Annotated in this window: 19 protein-coding genes; 15 read left to right on the forward strand and 4 right to left on the reverse strand. The window is 60.4% G+C overall.

The genetic code is table 11. From position 1 onward, the window contains the following. Positions 1 to 7: 7 nt before the first annotated feature. The 12 genes from algG (at position 8) to AC07ZE_RS24450 (ending at position 13,692) form a co-directional block, all read left to right on the forward strand. The gene (gene algG, locus AC07ZE_RS24395) at positions 8 to 1,582 is read left to right on the forward strand and encodes a mannuronan 5-epimerase AlgG (RefSeq protein WP_207266966.1); all 1,575 of its coding nucleotides are present in this window, start codon (positions 8 to 10) and stop codon (positions 1,580 to 1,582) included. Positions 1,583 to 1,592: 10 nt separating this feature from the next. After that, positions 1,593 to 3,044: an alginate O-acetyltransferase gene (locus AC07ZE_RS24400; protein WP_207266967.1), complete on the forward strand. Its 1,452-nt coding sequence runs from the start codon at positions 1,593 to 1,595 to the stop codon at positions 3,042 to 3,044. Between the two features lie 8 nt (positions 3,045 to 3,052). Beyond that, entirely contained in the window at positions 3,053 to 4,165 is a 1,113-nt protein-coding gene (locus AC07ZE_RS24405; RefSeq protein WP_207266968.1) for a mannuronate-specific alginate lyase, read from the forward strand. A gap of 195 nt (positions 4,166 to 4,360) precedes the next feature. Further along, complete coding sequence (locus tag AC07ZE_RS24410; RefSeq protein WP_207266969.1) at positions 4,361 to 5,926, forward strand: MBOAT family O-acyltransferase; 1,566 nt, start codon at positions 4,361 to 4,363, stop codon at positions 5,924 to 5,926. Positions 5,927 to 5,937: 11 nt separating this feature from the next. After that, entirely contained in the window at positions 5,938 to 7,113 is a 1,176-nt protein-coding gene (locus AC07ZE_RS24415; RefSeq protein WP_207266970.1) for an alginate O-acetyltransferase, read from the forward strand. A 17-nt stretch (positions 7,114 to 7,130) separates the two neighbouring features. Then, positions 7,131 to 7,787 carry an alginate O-acetyltransferase AlgF gene (locus AC07ZE_RS24420; protein ID WP_207266971.1) on the forward strand — a complete coding sequence of 219 codons (657 nt, stop codon included), beginning with the start codon at positions 7,131 to 7,133 and terminating at the stop codon, positions 7,785 to 7,787. 149 nt (positions 7,788 to 7,936) lie between these two features. Then, the gene (locus AC07ZE_RS24425) at positions 7,937 to 9,388 is read left to right on the forward strand and encodes a mannose-1-phosphate guanylyltransferase/mannose-6-phosphate isomerase (protein WP_207266972.1); all 1,452 of its coding nucleotides are present in this window, start codon (positions 7,937 to 7,939) and stop codon (positions 9,386 to 9,388) included. A 220-nt stretch (positions 9,389 to 9,608) separates the two neighbouring features. Next, on the forward strand, positions 9,609 to 10,073 hold the full coding sequence (locus tag AC07ZE_RS24430; RefSeq protein WP_207266973.1) for a multidrug transporter: 465 nt from the start codon (positions 9,609 to 9,611) through the stop codon (positions 10,071 to 10,073). A gap of 47 nt (positions 10,074 to 10,120) precedes the next feature. Then, positions 10,121 to 10,945, forward strand: coding sequence for an SDR family oxidoreductase (locus tag AC07ZE_RS24435; RefSeq protein WP_207266974.1), 825 nt, complete (start codon positions 10,121 to 10,123; stop codon positions 10,943 to 10,945). Positions 10,946 to 11,017: 72 nt separating this feature from the next. Next, positions 11,018 to 11,413, forward strand: a complete 396-nt coding sequence (locus AC07ZE_RS24440; RefSeq protein ID WP_207266975.1) for a DUF4440 domain-containing protein — start codon at positions 11,018 to 11,020, stop codon at positions 11,411 to 11,413. Positions 11,414 to 11,629: 216 nt separating this feature from the next. After that, positions 11,630 to 12,898 (forward strand): delta-60 repeat domain-containing protein, encoded by a 1,269-nt coding sequence (locus AC07ZE_RS24445; protein ID WP_207266976.1) that lies wholly within the window; start codon positions 11,630 to 11,632, stop codon positions 12,896 to 12,898. Positions 12,899 to 12,948: 50 nt separating this feature from the next. Beyond that, positions 12,949 to 13,692, forward strand: coding sequence for a hypothetical protein (locus AC07ZE_RS24450; RefSeq protein ID WP_207266977.1), 744 nt, complete (start codon positions 12,949 to 12,951; stop codon positions 13,690 to 13,692). A gap of 70 nt (positions 13,693 to 13,762) precedes the next feature. Here AC07ZE_RS24450 and AC07ZE_RS24455 read toward each other — a convergent pair whose 3' ends face one another. The 4 genes from AC07ZE_RS24455 to AC07ZE_RS24470 form a co-directional block, all read right to left on the reverse strand. Further along, on the reverse strand, positions 13,763 to 14,626 hold the full coding sequence (locus tag AC07ZE_RS24455; protein ID WP_207266978.1) for an efflux RND transporter periplasmic adaptor subunit: 864 nt from the start codon (positions 14,624 to 14,626) through the stop codon (positions 13,763 to 13,765). A 10-nt stretch (positions 14,627 to 14,636) separates the two neighbouring features. Then, positions 14,637 to 14,837 carry a DUF1656 domain-containing protein gene (locus AC07ZE_RS24460; RefSeq protein ID WP_207266979.1) on the reverse strand — a complete coding sequence of 67 codons (201 nt, stop codon included), beginning with the start codon at positions 14,835 to 14,837 and terminating at the stop codon, positions 14,637 to 14,639. After that, entirely contained in the window at positions 14,827 to 17,025 is a 2,199-nt protein-coding gene (locus AC07ZE_RS24465; protein ID WP_207266980.1) for an FUSC family protein, read from the reverse strand. The genes AC07ZE_RS24460 and AC07ZE_RS24465 overlap by 11 nt, the downstream gene beginning before the upstream one ends. A 145-nt stretch (positions 17,026 to 17,170) precedes the next feature. After that, on the reverse strand, positions 17,171 to 18,670 hold the full coding sequence (locus tag AC07ZE_RS24470) for an efflux transporter outer membrane subunit (RefSeq protein ID WP_207266981.1): 1,500 nt from the start codon (positions 18,668 to 18,670) through the stop codon (positions 17,171 to 17,173). A gap of 181 nt (positions 18,671 to 18,851) precedes the next feature. Here AC07ZE_RS24470 and AC07ZE_RS24475 point away from each other — a divergent pair, with 181 nt between their 5' ends. From AC07ZE_RS24475 to AC07ZE_RS24485, 3 genes are all read left to right on the forward strand, one after another. Then, positions 18,852 to 19,820, forward strand: a complete 969-nt coding sequence (locus tag AC07ZE_RS24475) for a LysR family transcriptional regulator (RefSeq protein ID WP_207266982.1) — start codon at positions 18,852 to 18,854, stop codon at positions 19,818 to 19,820. A gap of 691 nt (positions 19,821 to 20,511) precedes the next feature. Beyond that, positions 20,512 to 21,672 (forward strand): efflux RND transporter periplasmic adaptor subunit, encoded by a 1,161-nt coding sequence (locus AC07ZE_RS24480; RefSeq protein WP_207266983.1) that lies wholly within the window; start codon positions 20,512 to 20,514, stop codon positions 21,670 to 21,672. Further along, entirely contained in the window at positions 21,669 to 24,770 is a 3,102-nt protein-coding gene (locus tag AC07ZE_RS24485) for a multidrug efflux RND transporter permease subunit (RefSeq protein WP_207266984.1), read from the forward strand. The genes AC07ZE_RS24480 and AC07ZE_RS24485 overlap by 4 nt, the downstream gene beginning before the upstream one ends. Positions 24,771 to 24,777: the final 7 nt, after the last annotated feature.

Raw genomic sequence — 24,777 nt, forward strand, 5'->3', positions numbered from 1 at the left:
CTCCCAGATGAATCATCAAGCCCGAAAAGGCTCGATCAGCCTGTTGGCCGGCGCGATGTTGCTGGCCAGTGCGGCTGCCTTCGCCAATGTGGAGCCGGCCAAGCCTGCAACCATGGCCAAGGAACTGCAACAAGCCAAAACCTACACCGTCAGCAGCGCACCGACCGCGCCGCTGGAGCTGGCGCAGCCGAAACTGCCAGACGTCTCGGGCTACACCGCCGAGGCCGTCGCCGCGAAAATCGTGCGCAGCAAGGCCGGCAAAATCAGCGTGCGCCGGATGATGCAAGAGAACGCCCTGAAGGACTTCATCGGCGGCGACAACAAGATGGCCGAGTGGGTGGTGCGTCAGCACGGTATCCCGCAGGCGATCTTCATCGACGACGGCTACATGAACCTCAAGGACCTGGCGAAAAAGCTGCCCAAGCAGTATTTCAGCGAAACCTCGCCGGGTGTGTTCCTGGCGAAGTTGCCGATCGTAGTGGGTGAGAAAGGCATCCTGGAAATCGACAAGCAGACCCAGGAACTGCGCCTGTCCCAAGAGGCCGGTTCATTTCTGGTCAACGATGGCCAGTTGTTTGTGCGCGACACCAAAATCACCGGCTGGCGCGAGAAAGACAATGGTCCCGCAACCTTCCGTTCGCCGAAGGAGTTTCGCCCGTTCCTGCTGGCCTGGGGCGGCACCGAGACCTACATCGTCAATAGCAGAATGGCCAGCTTCGGCTACGCCAACAGTAAGTCCTATGGCGTGAGTATCTCCCAGTACACGCCCAACATGGCCAAGGTGCTCAAGCGCCCTGAACCGACTGGCTGGATCGTCGGTTCCGAGTTCTCGGACATGTGGTACGGCTTCTACTGCTACGAAACCCGCGACTTCGTGGTCAAGGGCAACACCTACAAAGACAACATCGTCTACGGCATCGACCCACACGACCGTTCCCACGGTCTGATCATCGCCGACAACACGGTGTTTGGTACCAAGAAGAAACACGGGATCATTATTTCCCGTGAGGTCAACGACAGCTTCATCTTCAACAACCGCAGCTACGACAACAAGTTGTCCGGCATCGTGATCGACCGTAACAGCGTCAACAACATCATTGCCTACAACGAGATCTACCAGAACCACACCGACGGCATCACCCTCTACGAGAGTGCCGACAACCTGTTGTGGGGCAACAAGGTGCTCAGCAACCGTCGCCACGGTATCCGTATTCGTAACAGCGTGAACATCCGCCTCTACGAAAACGTCGCCATGGCCAACGGTCTGACCGGTGTCTACGGGCACATCAAAGACCTGACCAACACCGACCGTGACATCAAGCTCGACCCGTTCGACGCCCAGGTGTCGCTGATCGTGGTCGGTGGTGAACTGGCGGCCAACGGCAGCGGCCCGCTGTCCATCGACTCACCACTGAGTGTCGAGCTGTATCGCGTGTCCATGCTTGCCCCGACCAAATCCAGCGGCATCAGCTTTTCGGGAATTCTCGGCGAGCGCCAGGATGAAATTCTCGACCTGCTGGTGCGCCAGCAGAAAGCCGTGCTGATCGACCCTGTCGAACGCCAGACCGAAATGCGGGACTGAGGATAATTTTATGCACCCACACTTGATCAAATTACTCAGCCTGTCGGCCCTGACGGCCGGCATTCTCGCCGCCAGCACCGGCGCGCGTGCCGATGAACCCCAGGCGCCAAAATTCTCGGCCGAGCCGTGCTGCAGCCTGTGCCCGGCCGCCCACGACCCGAAGAATTACACCACCCGCTACCAGCAGAACTTCACCACGCTGGTGCAGGCCCAGGGTGACTGGCTGTTCCGTACCCAGGAAGACTTGCGCACCGAGTTCGACACCACTCCCGCCGGCTACAAACGCATGAAGCAATTGCACGATGCGTTCAAGAGCAAAGGCGTGGAGCTGGTGATCGTCTACCAGCCGACCCGTGGCCTGGTGAATCGCAACAAGCTCAACCCGGCCGAGAAAGCCAGCTTTGATTTCGACAAGGCACTGAAGAACTACAAGACCATGCTCGGCCGTTTCGCGCAGATGGGTTACGTGGTGCCGGACCTGTCGCCACTGACCAACGAGCAACTGCCAGAGACCCTGCCCGCCCACGACTTCTACTTCCGTGGCGACCAGCACTGGACCCCGTATGGTGCCCAGCGCACGGCGAAAATCGTCGCCGAAAAGGTCAAGCAGATCCCGGCTTTCGCCGACATTCCCAAGCGCGAATTCGAGACCCATAAGTCGGGTCGCATGGGCAAGACCGGAACATTGCACAACATGGCCGGTCAACTCTGTGGCACCAGCTACGCGATCCAGTACATGGATCAATTCACCACCGAGCCCAAAGGCGAAGCGGGCGATGGCGATCTGTTCGGCGATTCCGGCAATCCGGAAATCACGCTGGTCGGCACCAGCCATAGCGGTAAGAACTACAACTTCTCCGGTTTCCTCGAAGAGGCCATCGGCGCCGACATTCTCAACGTGGCATTCCCCGGCGGTGGTCTGGAAGGTTCGATGCTGCAATACCTGGGCAGCGACGAGTTCCAGAAGAACCCGCCGAAGATTCTCATCTGGGAATTCTCGCCGCTTTATCGCCTCGATCAGGAAACCATCTACCGCCAGATGATGGCGCTGCTGGACAACGGCTGCGAAGGCAAGGCGGCACAGATGTCCGGCAGCACCACGTTGAAACCAGGCAAAAACGAACTGATGGTCAACAGCAAAAACCTCGACCTGCGTAACAGCAGTCACCAGGTCGACATCCGCTTCGCCGACACCTCGGTGAAAACCTTGCAAGCCACCCTCTGGTACATGAACGGGCGCCACGAGGACATCAAGATCGAGAAACCGGAAACCTCCGACACCGACGGGCGTTTCGCTTTCGAGTTGCGCACGGACGAAGACTGGGCCTCGCAGAATCTGCTGGCCGTTGAAATCCAGGGGCCTGAAAAAGCGGGCGCCGCACCACAGAAAGTCGAAGCGAAAATCTGCAAACGCAACGTATTCCCGGGCGCTGAGCAACGTACCGCTTCAGCCGGGCAATGAGGTCTGCTATGCGAAATCCGAAACTTGCAACACTGACGCTTTTGAGCCTGGCGATGTTCGCCGGCGCGACTCAAGCGGCCGCGCCATTGCGTCCGCCTCAGGGCTACTTCGCGCCGATCGAGAAAGTCAAAACCGGTGACAAGAGCGAAGGCTGTGACGCCATGCCGACGCCGTACACCGGCTCGCTGCAATTTCGCAGCAAGTACGAAGGCTCGGACAAGGCCCGTTCGACACTGAACGTGCAATCGGAAAAGGCCTTCCGTGACAGCACCGCCGACATCACCAAAATCGAGCGCGACACCAGTAAGCGCGTGATGCAGTTCATGCGTGACGGTCGTCCGGAGCAGCTGGAGTGCACCTTGAATGGGTTGACCGCCTGGGCCAAGGCCGATGCGTTGATGTCCAAGGACTTCAACCACACCGGCAAGTCCATGCGCAAATGGGCGTTGGGCAGCATGGCTTCGTCGTACATTCGCCTGAAGTTCTCCGACTCCCATCCGCTGGCCAACCATCAGCAGGAGGCGCAGCTGATTGAAGCCTGGTTCAGCAAAATGGCCGATCAGGTGGTCAGCGACTGGGACAACCTGCCGCTGGAAAAAACCAACAACCATTCGTACTGGGCTGCCTGGTCGGTGATGGCAACGTCCATCGCCACCAACCGCCGCGACCTGTTCGATTGGGCGGTGAAGGAATACAAGGTCGGCGTCAATCAGGTCGACGCCCAGGGCTTCTTGCCCAACGAACTCAAGCGTCAGCAACGCGCCCTCGCCTACCACAACTACGCCCTGCCGCCGCTCGCGATGATCGCCAGTTTCGCCCAGGTCAACGGTGTGGATCTGCGTCAGGAAAACAATGGCGCCCTCAAGCGCCTGGGTGATCGCGTGCTCGCCGGGGTGAAAGATCCTGACGAATTCGAAGAGAAAAACGGCAAGGAACAGGACATGACCGACCTGAAAGTCGACTCGAAATTCGCCTGGCTCGAACCGTTCTGCACGCTCTACACCTGCTCCCCGGATGTGCTGGAGAAGAAACACAAGATGCAACCGTTCAAGACCTTCCGCCTCGGGGGGGACCTGACCAAGGTCTACGACCCGGCAAACGAAAAAGGCAAAGGCTCGTAAGACAAATGCAATCCCTTGTGGGAGCGAGCCTGCTCGCGAATGCGGTCTGTCATTCACCAAAAATGTCGACTGGCACAACGCTTTCGCGAGCAGGCTCGCTCCCACAGTGAAGTGATGTTTGCCCTCCAGATTACTGTGGGGGGTTTGGGGGGGCCGTTGGCCCTTGACTGTTGATTCAAACAAGGAGAGATCGGGATGGTTTTTTCGTCCAACGTGTTCCTGTTTTTGTTCTTGCCGATCTTTCTCGGCTTGTACTACCTGAGCGGGCAACGCTATCGCAATTTGCTGCTGCTGATCGCCAGCTACATGTTCTACGCCTGGTGGCGTGTGGACTTCCTGGCGCTGTTCGCCGCCGTTACGCTGTGGAACTACTGGATCGGCCTGAAAGTGGGCGCCGCCGGGGTCAGGACCAAACCGGCACAGCGCTGGTTGCTGCTCGGCGTGGTCGTCGACCTGTGCATCCTCGGCTACTTCAAGTACGCCAACTTCGGCGTCGACAGCATCAACGCCATGATGACCTCGGTGGGCCTGGAGCCGTTCATCCTGACCCACGTACTGTTGCCGATCGGGATCTCGTTCTACATTTTCGAGTCCATCAGCTACATCATCGACGTCTACCGTGGCGATACTCCGGCGACCCGCAACCTGATCGATTTCGCAGCGTTCGTGGCGATCTTCCCGCACCTGATCGCCGGTCCCGTGTTGCGTTTTCGCGACCTCGCCGATCAGTTCAACAACCGTACCCACACCCTCGACAAATTCTCGGAGGGCTGCACGCGGTTCATGCAAGGTTTCATCAAGAAGGTGTTCATCGCCGACACCCTGGCGGTGGTGGCCGACCATTGCTTCGCCCTGCAAAACCCGACCACGGGCGATGCCTGGCTTGGCGCACTGGCGTACACCGCGCAGCTGTACTTCGACTTCTCCGGCTACAGCGACATGGCCATCGGCTTGGGTCTGATGATGGGTTTCCGCTTCATGGAAAACTTCAAGCAGCCTTACATCAGCCAGTCGATTACCGAGTTCTGGCGGCGCTGGCACATCAGCCTGTCGACCTGGCTGCGTGACTACCTGTACATCACCCTGGGCGGCAACCGCAAAGGCACACTGACGACCTATCGCAACCTGTTCCTGACCATGCTGCTCGGCGGTCTGTGGCATGGCGCGAACATCACCTACATCGTCTGGGGTGCTTGGCACGGCATGTGGCTGGCCATTGAAAAAGCCATCGGTCTGAACACTTCGCCGCGCAGTTTCAACCCGATCCGCTGGGCGCTGACCTTCCTGCTGGTGGTCATGGGCTGGGTGATTTTCCGTGCGGAAAACCTGCACGTGGCCGGTCGCATGTACGGCGCGATGTTCAGCTTCGGCGACTGGTCGCTATCGGAACTCAACCAGGCCAGCCTCACCGGCCTGCAAGTGGCGACGCTGATCGTGGCCTACGTAACCCTGGCGTTCTTCGGCCTGCGCGACTTCTACAGCAATCAACAGCCAGCGAAGACCAAGCCTGCGGTGAATGTCGATGCGGATGGCCCGGCTGCCGCAACAGCCGGAACGATCAAGGCCGTGCCTGGGGATAACCCGGCCAGCATCCACCAGCCTGGCTACACCGTCGGCGTCGAAGCCCAGGTGCAACCGGCCTACTGGACCGCTGACTGGTCGCGCTACGTGATGCGCGCCCTGGTCCTGCTGCTGTTCATCGCTTCGATTCTCAAACTCTCGGCGCAAAGCTTCTCGCCGTTCCTTTACTTCCAGTTCTGAGGGATCTGACCATGACCCGCTCATTACGCATCTTCTACATCGCCCTGTTCCTGGTGACCCTGCTGGCCCTGGGCCTGTGGTCGGTTCGCAGCTTCCTGGGCTTCAGTACCAACGCCGATGCGACGGTGCTCAACGGACGCTGGACCAAGGCCGTGGAGACGCACTACGACGACGAGTTCCCGATCAAGCGCCTGGGCACCAACCTCTGGGCGGCGCTGGACTTCAAGCTGTTCAACGAAGGTCGTCCGGGCGTGGTGCTCGGTCGCGACCAATGGTTGTACAGCGATGAAGAGTTCCACCCGATCGTCAACGAAGAGCTGAACCTGCAAGGCAACTACGCGCTGGTCGAAGGCGTGCGCCAGACCTTGAAAAAGCAAGGCGTGCAACTGGTGATGGCGGTGGTGCCGGCCAAGGTACGCCTGTACCCGGAACACCTGGGTGAGGTGAAACCGGCCAGCATCCACGCCAACCTCTACAAGGATTTCCACCAGCGCCTGGCCGCCGACCGGATTCCGGCACCGGACTTGCTCGGCCCGTTGCAAGCCGCCAAGAACGACGGCAAGCAAGTGTTCCTGCGTACCGATACCCACTGGACCCCGGAAGGTGCCGAGATCGCCGCCAACCGCCTGGCCAAAACCATTGCCGACAAATTTCCCTTGAGCGGCGATCCGCAAGACTTCGTCACCGAGCCTGCGGAAAAAATCACCCACAAGGGCGACCTGCGGCTGTTCCTGCCGCTGGACCCGCTGTTCGAAAACCTGATGCCGGCGCAAGAGCCACTGCAAAAGCGCAACACCGTAGCCGCTGGCGATCAGCCTGCCGGTGACGACGCGCTGTTCGCCAACACCGAAGTGCCGGTTGCGCTGATTGGCACCAGCTACAGCGCCAACCCCAACTGGAATTTTGTGGGCGCGCTGAAACAAGCCCTGCGCAGCGACGTGGTCAGTTACGCCGAAGACGGCCACGGCCCGGTTCTGCCGATGCTCAGCTACCTCAAAAGCGACGCTTTCAAGAACAGCCCGCCACAGGTGCTGATCTGGGAGTTTCCTGAACGCTATCTGCCTGTGAACAACGAAATCGGCGACGCCGACCCGCAGTGGGTCGCAGAGCTCAAACAAGCCGGCGCCCGCCAACAAAACGTAGCCGCAAACACTAAATCCGAGACGCCCGACCGGGCGCAAAACTGAAAGAGAGAGGTACTACCATGACTTTCACTACTACTCCTCGTCGTCTCGCCAAGACCTTTGCACTGGTTGCTGGTATGAGTGTGCTCTCGATGCAGGCCTTCGCCGCTGGCGACTCCGCGCTGTACGGCCCGACCGCCCCGAAAGGCTCGACCTTCGTGCGTGTCTACAACGCCGCCAACGCTGAAGTCAGCGCCACCGTCGGCAGCACCAACCTGAGCGACGTCGCGCCACTGTCCAGCACTGACTTCAGCTTCATGCCGGGCGGCGATTACAGCGCCAAGGTCGGCAGCCAGACCCTGCCGGTGAAACTGGCCGGCGATCACTATTACACCCTGGTCAACAATGCTGGCGGCGCGCCGCAACTGATCGAAGAGCCGCCGTTCAAGAACAAACAGAAATCCCTGGTGCGCGTACAGAACCTCAGCGACAAGGCACTGACCCTGAAAACCGCCGATGGCAAGACCGACGTAGTGCCGAACGTGGCCGCCAAGGGCCGTGGCGAGCGTGAAATCAACCCGGTCAAAGTCAGCCTGGCGCTATACGATGGCGACAAGAAAGTCGGCGACGTGAAGCCGGTCGCCCTGGAGCGCGGTGAAGCGGCGGTGCTGTACGTCACCGGTAACGGCAGCAGCCTGTCGCCAGTCTGGGTGAAACGCCCGGTGTCGACGCGCTAAAGAATTTTCCGAACTGACCCGGCTCTTTGTGGGAGCCGGCCTGCCGGCGATGCAGGCAACTCGGCTTTGTTGATGTACCGAGATGATGCCATCGCCAGCAGGCTAGCGCCCACACAAGCCAAACCAAACGATTTTCGAGGAGTAACAACATGATTCCGGTGATCTTGTCAGGTGGTAGCGGCTCACGTCTTTGGCCGCTTTCCCGTAAGCAGTTTCCTAAACAGTTCCTGGCCCTGACCGGCGAGCACACGCTGTTCCAGCAAACCCTGGAGCGCCTGGTATTCGAAGGCATGGACACCCCGATCGTGGTCTGCAACAAGGACCACCGTTTCATCGTCAACGAGCAACTGACCGCTCGCAAGCTGGAAACCCAGCGCATCCTGATGGAACCGTTCGGCCGCAACACCGCGCCGGCCGTGGCCCTGACCGCGATGATGCTGGTCAATGAAGGTCGCGACGAACTGATGCTGGTGCTGCCAGCCGATCACGTGCTGGAGGACCAGAAGGCCCTGCAACGCGCCTTGGCCCTGGCCACCGTTGCCGCCGAAAACGGCGAAATGGTGCTGTTCGGCGTACCGGCCACCAAACCGGAAACCGGTTACGGTTACATCAAATCGACCAACGATTCGCTGCTGCCCGAAGGCGTCAGCCGTGTCTCGCACTTCGTCGAAAAACCTGACGTGAAACGTGCCACCGAATTCGTCCAGTCGGGCGGTTATTTCTGGAACAGCGGCATGTTCCTGTTCCGCGCCAGTCGCTTCCTCGAAGAACTGAAAAAGCACGATCCGGACATCTACGACACCTGCCTGCTGACCCTCGAGCGCAGCCAGCAAGACGCCGACAGCATCACCTTCGACGAAGCCACCTTCGCCTGCTGCCCGGACAACTCCATCGACTATTCGGTGATGGAAAAAACCCAACGCGCCTGCGTAGTGCCGCTGACCGCGGGTTGGAGCGATGTCGGCTGCTGGTCGTCGCTGTGGGAAGTCAACGAAAAAGACGCCAACGGTAACGTCACCAAAGGCGATGTGGTGATCCAGGACAGCCGCAACTGCATGATCCATGGCAACGGCAAACTGGTATCGGTGATCGGCCTGGAAAACATCGTGGTCGTCGAAACCAAGGACGCCATGATGATCGCGCACAAGGACAAGGTCCAAGGCGTCAAGCAGATGGTCAACACCCTCAACGAACAGGGCCGCAGCGAAACCCAGAACCACTGCGAAGTCTATCGTCCGTGGGGCTCCTACGACTCGGTAGACATGGGCGGTCGTTTCCAGGTCAAGCACATCTCGGTCAAACCGGGCGCGTGCCTGTCGCTGCAGATGCACCACCACCGCGCCGAGCACTGGATCGTCGTCAGCGGCACCGCCGAAGTGACCTGCGACGAGAACGTGTTCCTGCTGACCGAAAACCAGTCGACCTACATTCCGATTGCTTCGGTTCACCGTTTGCGTAACCCGGGCAAGATTCCACTCGAGATCATCGAAGTGCAATCGGGCAGCTATCTGGGCGAGGACGATATCGAGCGGTTCGAGGATATCTACGGGCGTACGACGCCGATCGAGCGTGGAGTTTCGGTGAAGACCATCGCGCAGTAAGCCTCAAGCACGACAAAAGCCCCCGCCCAGTCCACTGCGTCCCCTATCCGCAGTGGGGTGGTCGGGGGCTTTTTTTGTCTGAATTTTGTGTTGCTTCGGCTGGCCCCTTCGCGAGCCGGCTCGCGAAGGGGCCATAACATTCGCCACAAAACTCTCGCCCATCGCCAACGTACCCCACGCTTAGGTACGATGGTCCTTCCATTCCCGAGGTTTGCGCGTCATGTTCATCGGCGTCCTGCTGGTCATCACCTGGCTGATCCTGTTGCTGCGCTATCCGGCCAAGGCCTTGCCCGTGTCCATGGCCGCCGCCGTGGGGCTGGGCATCGTCGCCACCTGGGTCATCTGGATGGACCACCGCGAACTCAAGCAACTCCAACGCCTGGAGCTGCGTATCAGCTACGCGCCGCAACACTGCCCCGCCGACCGACCGCTGCAATTGACCATGACCAACGGCAACGACGTACCGCTGACCGAACTGCGTTGGCGGGTAGCCGCTTATGCGCCCGGCGATACGGTCAACCTGGCCGACAATCAATACGCTGCCCCCCGCTACCGTGGCCCGGGCGAATTGCTGGCAGGTGGCAGCTGGGAAGACTGCTTGCCGCTGCCACCGCTACGCCCGGGCTACCGCCCGGAAACCCTGGAGTTTCGGGCCGAGCGTTTACAGGGTAGTTTTTCTGACTGAGCTTTCCCCAACCAGCTTTCCCCCACTGATTGCACAAGGACCGCGCCATGCCCGTTGCGTTGATTACCGGATGTTCCAGCGGCATCGGCCGCGCCCTCGCCGATGCGTTCAAAAGCGCCGGATTCGAAGTCTGGGCCACTGCACGCAAGGCTGAAGACGTGGCGGTGCTGAGCGCTGCCGGCTTCACCGCCGTGCAACTCGACGTCAACGACGGCCAGGCCCTTGAACAGTTGAGCGAACGGATCAACCAGCAGCTTGGCGGCCTCGATGTGCTGATCAATAACGCCGGTTACGGCGCCATGGGGCCGTTGCTCGATGGCGGTGTGCAGGCGATGCAGCGCCAGTTCGAAACCAATGTCTTTTCCATCGTTGGCGTGACCCGTGCGTTGTTTCCGGTGTTGCGTCGGGCAAAAGGGATCGTGGTGAACATCGGCAGCGTGTCGGGGGTGCTGGTCACTCCGTTCGCTGGCGCCTACTGCGCGTCCAAAGCCGCCGTGCATGCCTTGAGCGATGCCTTGCGCATGGAACTGGCGCCGTTTGGCGTGCGGGTCATGGAAGTTCAGCCCGGCGCGATTGCCTCCAGTTTCGCCAAGAACGCCGGCTTTGAGGCCGAGCAGCTGATCAGCGAACAGTCGCCGTGGTTTGCGCTGCGTGAAGGCATTCGCGCGCGGGCCAAGGCGTCCCAGGACAACCCGACCCCGGCCAGCGAGTTCGCCGCCGCACTGCTCAAGGCCGTGCAGCAGAGCAAGCCGCCGCGGCTGGTGCGGTTGGGTAATGGCAGTCGGGCGTTGCCGTTAATGGCGGGGTTGTTGCCCAAGGGATTGCTGGAATCGGCGTTGATGAGGCGGTTCGGGTTGCGAGGGCAACTTTGAGACCGAGTCGACACCTTCGCGAGCCTGCTCGCGAAGGTGTCAGTACAGCCCCACAGAATTTGAGGACCCAACATGACCGACTTCACCGACTACTTCGACGAAGTAATCCAGGCCCACGTAGCCATCGAAAAATGGCTGGCCGAGGAGCAGGATGCGTCCGAACTCGAGTGCCTGCTGACCCGTTTTTCGCCGCAGTTTTCCATGGTCTCGCCCTTGGGCCGGGTGCTGGACTTCGACGCGCTTGAACAGCTGTTCGTGCTGGCCGGCGGCAAGAAGCTCGGGTTTCGCATCCAACTCAGCGAGTTACGTGGCCTTGCATTGCACAACGGCGGCGCGACGGTCAGTTATCGGGAACAACAGACCGACGCCACAGGGTTGCATTCGGACCGCCGCTCGACCGTGGTGTTCGAAAAGCAGGCGGATGGCAAGGTGCTTTGGCGGCATTTGCAGGAGACTTTCTGCAGCTGAATGTCCCCGCCCCCAAAGCCGCCAACCTTTAAAATTTTCCCTGCCCTGTAAGTTCAACTTTGTATGTCGCTCCCTTACAGGGCAATAGAAACATGCTCAAATATTCAATGCCCACCCGCCTCTCGCCAAGCCATTACCTGCCCTATAACTTGCCTGCCAGCCCATAAAGAAATGGGCTGGAACTTTCTGACAACCAAATTATAGAAAGGCAACAATATGGACGTTATCACTCACAACCAATTCTCTTTTTCAGTGCCTGGAGATCGTGACCCAGCGTTTGGCGAAAACGGTGTCATCAACTTATATAAACTTGAGCACGAACTGGACCATGATCGGCATGTAAAAGGCATTCATGTGCTCGCAGACGACAAAATACTGGTCGGTGCATGGCTCGCCCGTGACTTGAAGGGGCTTTATGGCCTGGCACGATTCAACCCTGATGGCAGCCTGGACAGCTCCTTCGCAGGCAACGGTCTGGTACATGGCAACTTCCCCGATGGCTACGACTCAGCCGGCGGCAAGCTGGCCGTACAGGCCGACGGATCCATCCTGATGCTGGGTTGGTCGCGAAAAGCAGACGTCTTCAGCCCAAAACGCCTGGTGATCACCCGCTTCGATCAGCAGGGCGCGATTGACCCAAGCTTTGGCGGGCAGGGATGCGTAATTATCGACAACAGTTCCCTGGGCGATCTGGTCAGCGACTCCAGTAACCTGCAATTACTCGAGGACGGTAAAATTCTTGTCAGCGCCACTTACCACAATGGAGAGACTTCAACCGGCGAGATAATACTCGTGGATAGCAAGGGCAACCTCGATAAAAGCTTCAACGAAAGTGGCAGGCTGCAAATTAAACACCCTTCTTTTTCCGAGACTTCAGCCAACGCTCTGTTAGTGCAACAGGACGCTATTCTGGTCGCAGGAAGCGCACGCTCAGTCACTTGCGAAACACTTGGTTATATCGCACGTTACTCGCACACAGGCGAACTGGATAGCAACTACGGCAGCCTGGAGACTCCAGGTTTCTCGACACTGACAATTCCGACTGGCACGGTGATCGTTCATGATCTGATCGACACTGGCGAAGGCAAAGTCGTCGGCGTTGGCCAGGCCAGCACCGCACAAAAAAACTGGGGACTGTTGGTGGGTCTGGAATCCACTGGAAACCCACACCCGGCATTCAATAGTGGCCGGCCAGTGCTGACGTTATTCGACCCTGAACATGGTAACGAATGGGTCTGTGGCCAACGGCAGGTTGACGGAAAAATTCTCGCTGCCGGAGGCTCCAATCGCCTCTACGCCGCACGCTATCAGGCCGACGGTTTGATCGACCGCAGTTTCGGCCAATACGGCGCCATCGTGGAAGACACTGCACTGATCACGACTCCGGCCCAACTTCAGATACAGGCCAATGGACGGGTACTGCTGGCAGGCAACACGCTGGGAGTGGGTGGTGCGGTCGGCCATGTTTATGGCTATCGGGGTTGATCGGCCCCGGCAGCGAACATGGATCAGTTCTTTTTCAAAAGGAATTTGAAATGACGAAACTTCTGAATATCCAAATGCACAACGTTGTAAACGGGATCAAAAAAGGTGTGCCCGTGACGCTAGGCTTCACCCTTGAAACCGATGGCGCTCCCCCCCCCGTGGGATCACGCCTCCAATTCCGGGCCTATACGGATGTAACCCTGCTGCACGCCTCCATGCCGGTCAGTGGAGCACAAATGATCAAGCCCCCCCATTCAGGGTTCAGCACCCTGACAATTACGCAGGCACAAACACAGGGATGGAATCCTGAACGTACGGTGACATTGACGTCCGATAAAAACCTGCCCGGATCATCCATCGCAGATTTATGCGGGATTGTTTATTACCAGCCCACCCATGAGGAAGACTTCTACTGCCCGGTCCTGGCAATGAACATTGATGAGCAGGATATTCAAGCCTCCCAGGTGTTCAATGGTGAGTGGCAGGATCAGCTGACCGGAGCCTGGATTTACAGTTATGACGTTGTCCTCAGGGCAACCAGACATCCGTTCACTCAGTGGAAGTTTTCCTGCGCTGGCTTGCCGTTGGGCACGAAAATTCATGCCAATCCCTGGCTGGAGGTGGCGCATGACGGTTCCGAAGGCGTGGTGGAACTGCACACACCAGCAGGTGACCGGTATCTGCTGGAGCCAGGCAAGGATTTGAATGTCTCCATTCAACTTCTCTATCCGTTGGCAGCGGGGCAGGACCCCGCATTGCGCACCCTTCCGAATCTCGTAGCCTATCCACGCTGACCCCCCACAAAAAACACCTCTATCCGCCCGGATAGGGGTGTCTGTTGACGTGGACAGTCAAGCGCGATCTCTACTCGCCAGCCGCAGCCTTGACCACCACCGTACATGTGATCCCCGCCGCCAGGAGCACGCCTTCCGGCACTTCATCAATGTGAATCCGCACCGGCACCCGCTGCGCCAGGCGCACCCAATTGAAGGTCGGGTTCACGTCGGCAATCAGCTCGCGGCTTTCCGGATTGTCACGGTCGTAGATCCCCCGTGAAATGCTTTCCACATGCCCCCTGAGCACTTCGCCGCTCATCAGTTGCATGTCAGCCTCGTCGCCGACGCGCACGTGAGGCAGTTTGGTTTCTTCGAAGAAGCCGTAGACCCAGAACGAGTTCATGTCGACCACGGCCATTTTCGCCTCGCCGATGCGTGCGTAGTCGCCGCGATGGACGTTGAGGTTGGTCACATAACCGTCGACCGCCGCACGGACTTCGGTGCGTTTGAGGTTGAGTTCGGCGGCTTCGAGTTGCGCCTGGGCCTGCTGGTAATCGGCCAGGGCCGCGTCGGCGATGTTGCTGGCGTCGTCGCGGTTTTCTTTGGAAATCACCAGATTGTCCAGGTCCGCGCGGCGATGGGCGTTGACCTTGCGCATCTCCCACGTGGCCTTGCGCGAGGCCACCAGTGACTGTGCCTGTTTGACTGCGAGGCGGTAGTGCTCAGGGTCGATCTGCATCAACAGGTCGCCCTTCTTCACCAACTGGTTGTCACGCACCGGCACGTTTACCACTTCGCCGGTGACGTCGGCGGCGACGTTGATGATATCGGCGCGTACCCGACCGTCGCGGGTCCACGGTGTCTGCATGTAATGCACCCAGAGGGTGCGGCCGATCCATATCGCCAGGGCCAATACCAGCAGGGTGGCGAGCAGGCTGAAAAGCTTTTTCATCAGGGCATTCTCAGAGGTAGACCGTCAGCGCCAAAGCGCCGAACAGACAGGTAAACAGACTCAGGCGCAGCAGCGCCGGGTGCCAGAAGTAGCGGTACAGGTCGAACCCGGAGAGAAACCGGTCAAGCGCCCAGGCCAGTGCCGCGGCTATCAGAAACATCAGGGTCATGGTTGGCATGTACACGCCGTGGAAGGCGATTTCACGGGGCATGGTCAAGTCCTTGGGGCTTGGCGGTGACGGGGGCATAGCTGGACAGTGGCGACTGCGGGTCCAGCAGCGAGGTGCGGATGAAGTGCAGATAGCTTTTCACCCGACGCAATGCCGAAGTATCGAAGTGCGGGGCAAAGGGTTCGTCGGTGGCCTGCACGCGACTGATCGCGTGGTCGACCGCGATCAGGGCACGCTCCAGATTGCTCTGCCCCGGTTGCAGAAACAGCCGCACCAGCGCGCGGCCCATGACGCGGATCGCCTGGCGCCATGGCTGGGATTCGGCATACGCCGGGTGGACCGGCAGGATCGCCTGCTCCTTGCGCAACTCGATAATGGCGTGGCCGACTTCCAGCACCACGAACATCCAGCGCAGCAGATCGCGCTGCACCTGCGGCTGACCGGCCGCGAAGCCGTAGGCCTGATGTACCAGGTCACGGGTGCGGCTTTCGAAACTCGACGCCAGACCCTTGAGTTTGCCGCTGATGGCATACACCACCTGGCCGCGCAGGTCCTGTGCCAGTCGCCGCCATAACCAGCGGCTGTTGGGCGGCAGAATGATCGCCCCCGCCGCCGCGCACACCAACATGCCTAGCACCATGGCGATGTAGTCGTTGATAAAGGTGTAGGGGTTGTAGACCGTGAGATTGTCCGGCACCGAACCGATGCTGAAGAAGATCAGCAAGCCTACCCCGACCCCGGCGTATTGCGGGCGCGATGCGAGAAACGCGCCGAGCACGAAGACCGGCGCGAGCATCACGCACAGCAAGGGGAAGCCGTCGATCCACGGGAAGATGAAGAACATCTCGACGAAACCGATCACGGCCCCGAGCAAGGTGCCGCACGCCATCTGGAACGCCATGCGCTTGGGATTCGGCGTCGCGGCGGACAGGCCCACGGTGGCGGCGGCGATCAGGGTCATGGTCGCCCCGCTCGGCCATGCCGTGGCCACCCAGTAGCTGCCCAGCACCAAAAGAATGAACGACGCACGAATCCCCGACGCCGTGGCCGCCAGCCAATTGGTTTGCGGGGTGAAGGGCTCGTCCCAACGCTCGCGCTCATGACTGTGATCTGCCAGGGACGCGTGGGTCTGTGCATAACTGTGCAGGTCATCGACGAAGCGATAGAGCAGTTCATACGCAGTGTGGAAATCCAGTTGCTCGGTGTCGCTCGGATTACTCTCCTGGAAAACTGCCCGCAGACTACGCACCCGCGCCGGCAAGCCTTGCTTGTAGGCCGTCAGGGCCGTGACCAGTCGTGCTGCATCGGCGCTGGTAAGGGCACGACCGCTGTAGCCGTCGAGCAACTCGGCCAGATCCTGCAAACCCGGTTTGATCGCCACCTCCACGTGATCGGGACCATTGCTGCGCAGGCGCTCGAGCAACTGATGCAGGGCATTGAAACGGGTGGTGATGCCCATGAACTCGCTGTTGAGGCGACTGAGCCGACCGTTGCGTCGACGCATGTGCGGGTCTTCAAACACGGTGACACTGCGCAAGCCTTCCAGCCCCACCGACTCAGCGATGAAGCGCACGTTGCTGGCTTCGAATGCCTCGCGTTTACTGCGGCCGCGCAAGCCGTCGGTGACGAACAAGGCGAACACCCCGAAGCGCTGATACAAAGCGTTGCGCATCGCGGCACTGGCGGTTTGTGGCAGGATCGCGGCGCTGACCAGGGTCGAGCAGAGAATCCCCAGGGAGATTTCCAGCACCCGCCAGACCGCCATCATGAACGCGCCATCGGGATGCGCCAGCGCCGGCAATCCGACCATCGCCGCGGTGTAACCGGCCAACACAAAACCGTAGGCGCGGAAGTTGCGACTGCGCGCCGCGCCGGCCGAGCAAATGCCGACCCAGATCGCCAGCGAGCCGAGAAACAGTTCGGTGTTCTGCGCGAACAAGGCAATCAGCGCCACCATCACCGCTGAGCCGGCCAGGGTGCCAAGGAAGCGATAAAAACTCTTGGCGAACACCTGACCGCTTTGCGGCTGCATGACGATAAACACCGTAATCATCGCCGTGCGCGGTTGCGGCAACTCCAGGCGCATGGCCAGCCAGAGCGTGAGGAACGCCGCGATCAGCACCTTGAAAATGTACACCCAGGTCACGCCGTCGCTGCGCGCCCAGTCGAAGAAACCCCGGCGCCATTCAAGGGAATACAGCCAGCGCAAAGGTGCGGGCAAGGGCGTCATGAAATTTTGCTCATTGGCCGAAAAAGTGTGCGACGAATTGAACCTTGTGGGAGCGAGCCTGCTCGCGAAAGCGGCGTGCCGGACGACTTCATCATTGACTGATAAGACCTCTTCGCGAGCAGGCTCGCTCCCACAGGGATTGTGTTCAACGTAAAAGAACCGGGGTTTTCGGTGGTGCGGTCTGGCGGTCTTCGGGCACGTCGTAGCCTGCACCGAGCCCGCCACCGAGCGCCGTCACCAGCCCGGCATGGGCACTCAGCCGCGCGGCCTGAACCTGCTGCTGAACTTGCTGCTGCTTGAACAGCAAGGTCTGGGCGTTGAGTACGTTGAGGTAATCGGTGAGCCCGCGCTGGTAGGCGATCATCGCGATGTCATAGGTTTTCTGCGCGGTCGCCACCGACTCGGCAGCGAAGGTTTGCTGCTTGTCCATGGACTGGCGACGGATCAACTGATCGGAGATGTTTTTCAGCGCATCGATCAGGGTCTGGTTGTACCTGGCCACCGCGATGTCATAACCGGCCGAGGCTTCACCCAGCTGCGCGCGCAATCGCCCGCCGTCGAAAATCGGCAAGGAAATCGCGGGGCCCACGCTGTAGTTGAGTTTCCTGCCGGTCAAAAACTCCAATGCCCCGCCGCCGGTGGCCATATAGCCCAGGCTGCCGACCAGATCGACGTTGGGGTAGAAACCGGCATGCGCCACATCGATGCCCCGAGCCTGGGCCGCCACTTGCCAACGGCTGGCGACCACGTCCGGACGTTGACCGAGCAACTGCGCCGGCAACGACGACGGCAGCTTCAGCGCCGAGCCCAGCGACAGCGTCGGCCGCTGCAATTGCGCGCCCTCCCCCGGTCCCTTGCCCGCAAGCGCAGCCAGCTGATTGCGGCTCAAGGCGATTTCTTCGTCCAGTGCATCGATCTGCCGGTGGGTTTCCGGTAGCGGCGTTTCGGCCTGGCTGACCTCGAAATGGGTGCCGATTCCACCATTGAGGCGTTTTTGCGCCAGATCGAGGATTTGCTGTTGCTGCTTGAGTGTCGCTTGGACAATGTCCCGCTGCGCGTAATGCAGCGAGAGCTCGATGTAGACCCGCACGATGTTGTTCTGCAATTCGAGCTGCGCCTGGCGCGCTTCGGCCACGGTCATATGGGCCATGTCCACGGCGCGTTCGGTGGTGTTGCTTTCGCGCCCCCAGAGATCGAGGGCGTAACTGAAACCCAGCGCGGCGTTGTTATCCCAGGTGGTGCTGTTGGCCAGATCGCCGGGGCCGTAGAACTGATCGGTGGGCCAGTTGTGACGCTTGAGCGTGGACTGACCGTTGATCTGCAACGATTCGGCCGCTTCGGCGACCCCGGCCATGGCCTTGGCCTGCCTTACCCGAGCAGCGGCCATGGCCAGGGACGGGCTGCCTTGCACGGCGAGTTCGACCCAATGGTTCAGTTGCGGGTCGCCATAGGCCTGCCACCATTGGGCGGTGGGCCAGTGAGCATCCTGAGCGGCGCTCTGGATGGCCTCGTCGGTGGCCAGGGAATTGGCCTCCAGCGTCTTGCCCTGCGGGGCAATACCTCCGGTTCCGATGCAGCCGCTGATTGCCAGGGTTAAAGCCAGAATACTGAGCGACTCAAGCGCTCTACTGATGCGACGCGGCACTGCTGAAGATTCCTGAGGAGGGGAGGTACAACGATCGGCGCAATTCTATGGGGCGACCGGAATGGCGATAAGCTGGGATTCCTGTGAATCTTTGTTACCGTTAACGAGATAATCCTTAAGTCTGGGGTCTCAGATCCTGAAACTTCGTGTCACAATTTGCCATCGAACCCGAGAGCACCCCATGGACACTTTGCAAAACATGCGCGCCTTCAGTTACGTGGCCGAGGCCGGCAGCTTCACCGCTGCCGCCGTGCAACTGGACACCACCACGGCCAACGTCTCGCGCGCGGTATCCAACCTGGAAGCCCACCTGCAAACCCGTCTGCTCAACCGAACGACTCGACGCATTGCCCTGACCGAAGCCGGCAAACGCTACCTGCTGCGTTGCGAGCAAATCCTGTCCTACGTCGAAGAGGCCGAGGCCGAAGCCAGCGAAGCCCATGCGCGCCCGGCCGGCCAGCTGAAAGTGCACACCATGACCGGTATCGGCCAGCACTTCGTGATCGACGCCATCGCCCGCTACCGCAAGACCCATCCGGATGTGACCTTCGACCTGACCATGGCCAACCGCGTGCCGGACCTGCTGGACGAGGGTTATGACGTTTCCATCGTGCTCGCCCGCGAGCTGCCCGACTCAGGCTTCGTTTCCCAACGCCTGGGCATCACCTACAGCATCGTTTGCGCCTCCCCCGCCTACGTCAAAGCCAATGGCTGCGCACAAAAACCCAGCGACCTGCTCAACCACGCCTGCCTGCGCCTGGTCAGCCCGGTCATCCCCCTGGAAAAATGGGCCTTCGACGGCCCCGACGGCCAGGAAATGGTCACCATCAACAGCTCGCCGTTCCTGGTGAACTCGGCCGACGCGATGAAAACCGCGATCACCAGCGGCATGGGCGTTGGCGTACTGCCGCTGTATGCGGCGATTGACGGCCTGCGCAACGGTTCGCTGGTGCGCGTCATGCCCAAATACCGCTCGCAGGAGCTGAACCTGTACGCGATCTACCCCTCGCGGCAATACCTTGATGCGAAGATCAAGACGTGGGTGGAGTACCTGCGTGGATCGCTGCCGGAGCTGTTGGCCGCGCATCAGGCGGAACTGGCGGCTTATGAACTGAGCGGGAGCCTGGCGGGGGCGCGGGTGGCGAATTGATTGTCTGAGCCCTTGTGGGAACGAGCCTGTCGCGAAGGCGATTTCACATTCAACATCTATGCAATCAGGTAGATCGCCTTCGCGAGCAGGCTCGCTCCCACAGTTGGATTGGGTATATCTGTGAGGGATTGGTTGTCTGTCAGGCCGCCTTCGCGGGCAAGCCTTGCTCCTACAAAGGCAAAAGCAAAAGCAAACTGGTGTACACCCGCTTTTCACCACTCATCAGGCCGAGCGTTAGCTCGCCTTAAGCTTTTGATTTTGATCCACCCGCCCCTTCGGCAGGCTGAGCGCAGGCGTTCATCCGGGGATGGGCGCGCAGCGCCGTTCGACGCAGTCGAACCCATCGCATGTAGGTGCCAGCGAAGCCAACCGGAGGGCGATGCCCCCGGATGAATGCCGGAGCGAAGGAACCCCGAGCCCCAGCGAGGGGCCGGACGCTCGGGGCGAGACTTTTTGGTTCCTTTTGTGTCGTTTGACAAAAGGGACTCGCCGTAAGGGCGAAACCATAAGCCGCCGTTACCGCAGCAACGGATATGTACACCCCCATCCACAGCATGGTCGGCTATAAGGCCGCCAAGCCAAGGCCAAAACTGACAACGCCGTCAGTTAGCAGTCACTTTCCTGACCGTCAAACAGGTTTATAAAGGAACATACCAACCTGTCGATCATCCAGCCCTGGCGCCTCACTCGCATGCGAATCCAGCAAAAACCCGCCCTGCTCGTCGCCCTTCTGATCCTCCTGGCAGCGCTGGGCCTGTGGTATGCCACCAAACCCGCCAAGGCAAAGCTCGCGGCGCCCAGCGCCATTCCCGTGCGCGTGGTCAGCGTCGTCGAAAAAGACGTCCCTCGCTACGTCAGCGGCATCGGCTCGGTGCTGTCGCTGCACAGCGTCGTGGTGCGTCCGCAAATCGACGGCATTCTTACCAAAATCCTGGTCAAGGAAGGCCAGCTGGTGAGCAAAGGTGACTTGCTGGCCACCATCGACGACCGCTCGATCCGCGCCAGTCTCGACCAGGCCCGGGCGCAGCTGGGTGAAAGCCAGGCGCAACTGCAAGTGGCGCAGGTCAACCTTAAACGCTACAAGCTGCTGAGCGTCGACGACGGCGTATCGAAACAGACTTACGACCAGCAACAGGCGCTGGTCAATCAGCTCAAGGCTACCGCTCAGGGTAATCAGGCCTCGATTGATGCGGCGCAGGTTCAACTGTCCTACACACAAATTCGCTCCCCGGTCAGCGGCCGCGTCGGTATTCGCACCGTGGACGAAGGCAACTTCCTGCGCATGACCGACACCCAAGGCCTGTTCACCGTCACCCAGATCGACCCGATTGCCGTGGAGTTCTCCCTGCCACAACACATGCTGCCGACCCTGCAAGGCCTGATCAGCGATCCGCAACATGCCCGGGTCAAGGCCTACATCGGCGCCGACACCGACGGCGAAACCGGCAACCTGCTGGGTGAAGGCCACCTGACCCTGATCGACAACCAGATCAACGCCAACACCGGGACCATTCGCGCCAAGGCCGAATTCAACAATGCCGCGCAGAAACTCTGGCCAGGCCTGCTGGTGACGGTAAAGATTCAGACAGCCTTGGACAAAGACGCGCTGGTGGTTCCGCCCACCGTCGTACAGCGCGGTCTGGACCAGCCTTTCGTTTACCGGCTCAAGGGCGACAAGGTCGAAACCGTGCCGGTGCAAATGGTCTTCCAGGGCAGCGGCCAGAACATCATCAAAGGCGTGGCACCGGGTGACGTGCTGGTCAGTGATGGCCAGTCGCGGCTCAAGCCCGGTGTCACGGTGCAAGTGCTGACCGACCCGCCGCAGGTGGTGCAATCGGAGGCTGCGCAATGAAAGGCCACGGCTCGATATCCGCCTGGTGCATCGACCATCCGGTGGCGACGGTTCTGCTGACGTTCGCCCTGGTGCTGCTGGGCGCCATCGCCTTTCCGCGCCTGCCGGTGGCTCCCCTGCCCGAGGCGGAATTCCCGACCATCCAGGTGGCGGCACAATTGCCCGGCGCCAGCCCGGAAACCATGGCGTCTTCGGTGGCCACGCCTCTTGAAGTGCAGTTCAGCGCCATCCCCGGCGTGACTCAGATGACGTCGAGTAGCGCCCTCGGCTCGACCATCCTGACCCTGCAATTCACCCTCGACAAAAGCATCGACACCGCCGCCCAGGAAGTGCAGGCCGCAATCAATACCGCCGCCGGCAAGCTGCCCAAGGACATGCCCAACCTGCCGACCTGGCGCAAGGTCAACCCGGCCGACAGTCCGGTGTTGATCCTCAGCGTCAACTCATCGTTGATGCCCGGCCCCGAACTCAGCGACCTGACGGAAACCTTGCTGTCCCGTCAGATCAGCCAGATCGACGGTGTAGGCCAGGTCGCCATCACCGGTCAGCAACGTCCGGCGATCCGTGTCCAGGTGTCGGCGGACAAATTGGCGGCTATCGGCCTGACGCTGGCGGACATCCGCCTGGCCATCCAGCAGACCAGCCTCAACCTGGCCAAAGGTGCACTGTACGGGGAATCGAGCATCTCGACCCTGTCCACCAACGACCAGTTATTCCATCCTGATGACTACAGCCAGTTGATTGTTTCCTACAAGGACGGTGCACCGGTTCATCTCAAGGATGTGGCCAAAGTCGTCAACGGTTCGGAGGATGCCTACGTCCAGGCCTGGGCCGGCACGCAACCGGGGGTCAACCTGGTGATCTTCCGCCAGCCGGGGGCCAATATCGTCGAGACCGTGGACCGCATCCAGGCAGCGCTGCCGGGCCTGGAAGCCATGCTTCCGGCGTCGGTACAGGTCAAGACGCTGATCGACCGCACCCAGACCATCCGGGCCTCGCTGCATGAGGTGGAAATCACCTTGCTGATCGCGATCATGCTGGTGGTGGCGGTGATGGCGCTGTTCTTGCGCCAGTTGTCGGCGACCCTGATTGTGTCGGCGGTGCTCGGCGTGTCGCTGATCGCCAGTTTCGCCCTGATGTACCTCATGGGTTTCAGCCTGAACAACCTGACGCTGGTGGCGATCGTGGTGGCCGTGGGGTTTGTGGTCGACGATGCGATTGTGGTGGTGGAGAACATTCACCGTCATCTGGAGGCCGGCGAGGGCATGCGCGAGGCCGCGATCAAAGGTGCCGGGGAAATCGGCTTCACCGTGGTGTCGATCAGCTTCTCGCTGGTGGCGGCGTTCATTCCGCTGCTGTTCATGGGCGGCGTGGTCGGGCGGCTGTTCAAGGAATTCGCCCTGACCGCCACCTCGACCATCCTGATTTCGGTGGTGGTGTCCCTGACCCTGGCGCCGACCCTGGCGGCGCTGTTCATGCGCGCCCCGGTGCACGATGCCCACGGCAAGAAAGGTTTCGGCGAGCGCCTGTTGGACCTCTATGAAAAAGGCCTGCGCCGCGCTCTCGCCCATCAGAAGCTGATGATCGGTGTTTTCGGTCTGTCAGTGGCGTTGGCCGTCGGCGGTTACATCTTCATTCCGAAAGGTTTCTTCCCGGTACAGGACACCGGTTTTGTCCTCGGTACCACTGAAGCGGCTGCGGACATTTCCTACGGCGACATGGTGAAAAAACACCTGGCGATGGCCGAAATCGTCGCTGCAGATCCGGCCGTACAGACCTTTTCTCACTCGGTCGGCGTATCGGGCAGCAACCAGACCATCGCCAACGGCCGATTCTGGATCGCCCTGAAAAAACGCGGTGACCGCGATGTTTCGGCCAGCGAGTTCATCGACCGGATTCGCCCGCAACTGATGAAAGTCCCGGGCATCGTCCTGTACCTGCGCGCTGGCCAGGATATTAACCTCAGTTCCGGCCCGAGCCGGGCCCAGTACCAGTACGTACTCAAGAGCAACGACGGTGCGGTGCTGAGCACCTGGACCCAGCGCCTGACGGAAAAACTGCGCAGCAACCCGGCCTTCCGCGATGTTTCCAACGATCTGCAACTGGGCGGCAGCATCACCCACATCAGCATCGACCGCAGCGCGGCGGCACGCTTCGGCCTGACCGCCAGCGATGTCGACGAAGCGTTGTACGACGCCTTCGGCCAGCGTCAGATCAACGAATTCCAGACCCAGATCAACCAGTACAACGTGATCCTGGAACTGGACACCAAACAGCGCGGCAAGGCGGAAAGCCTGAACTATTTCTACCTGCGTTCGCCCTTGAGCGGTGAGATGGTGCCGCTGTCGGCGCTGGCCCGGTTCGATGCGCCCACCATCGGCCCGTTGTCCATTGCCCATGACGGCATGTTCCCGGCCGCCAACATGTCGTTCAACCTCGCACCCGGTGTGGCGTTGGGCGATGCGGTGATCATGCTCAACCAGGCCAAGGCCGAGATCGGCATGCCTGTGGCGATCAGCGGCAATTTTCAGGGCGCAGCGCAAGCGTTCCAGAGTTCGCTGGCCAGCCAGCCCTGGTTGATCCTGGCGGCGCTGGTGGCGGTGTACATCATTCTCGGCGTGCTCTACGAGAGCTTCGTCCATCCGCTGACCATCATCTCGACGCTGCCCGCCGCGGGGCTCGGCGCGGTAATCATGCTGTGGATCTGTGGGCAGGACTTTTCGATCATGGCGCTGATCGGCCTGGTGCTGCTGATCGGTATCGTGAAGAAAAACGGCATCCTGATGATCGACTTCGCCCTCGAAGCGCAGCGCAAAGGCGGCCTGCCTCCGGAAGAAGCGATCTTCCAGGCCTGCCTGACGCGGTTTCGGCCGATCATCATGACCACCCTTGCCGCCCTGCTCGGCGCCCTGCCGCTGATGCTCGGCTATGGCACCGGTGCCGAGCTGCGCCAGCCCTTGGGCATCGCGGTGGTCGGCGGCTTGCTGGTGAGCCAGGCGCTGACGCTGTTCACCACACCGGTCATATACTTATGGCTGGAGCGGCTTTTCCATCGGCCTAAACCAACAGCGCTGCCGGCGCTGGCGACCACAGACTGAGGCTGAG

Source organism: Pseudomonas sp. GW101-3H06 (genome assembly GCF_059424605.1).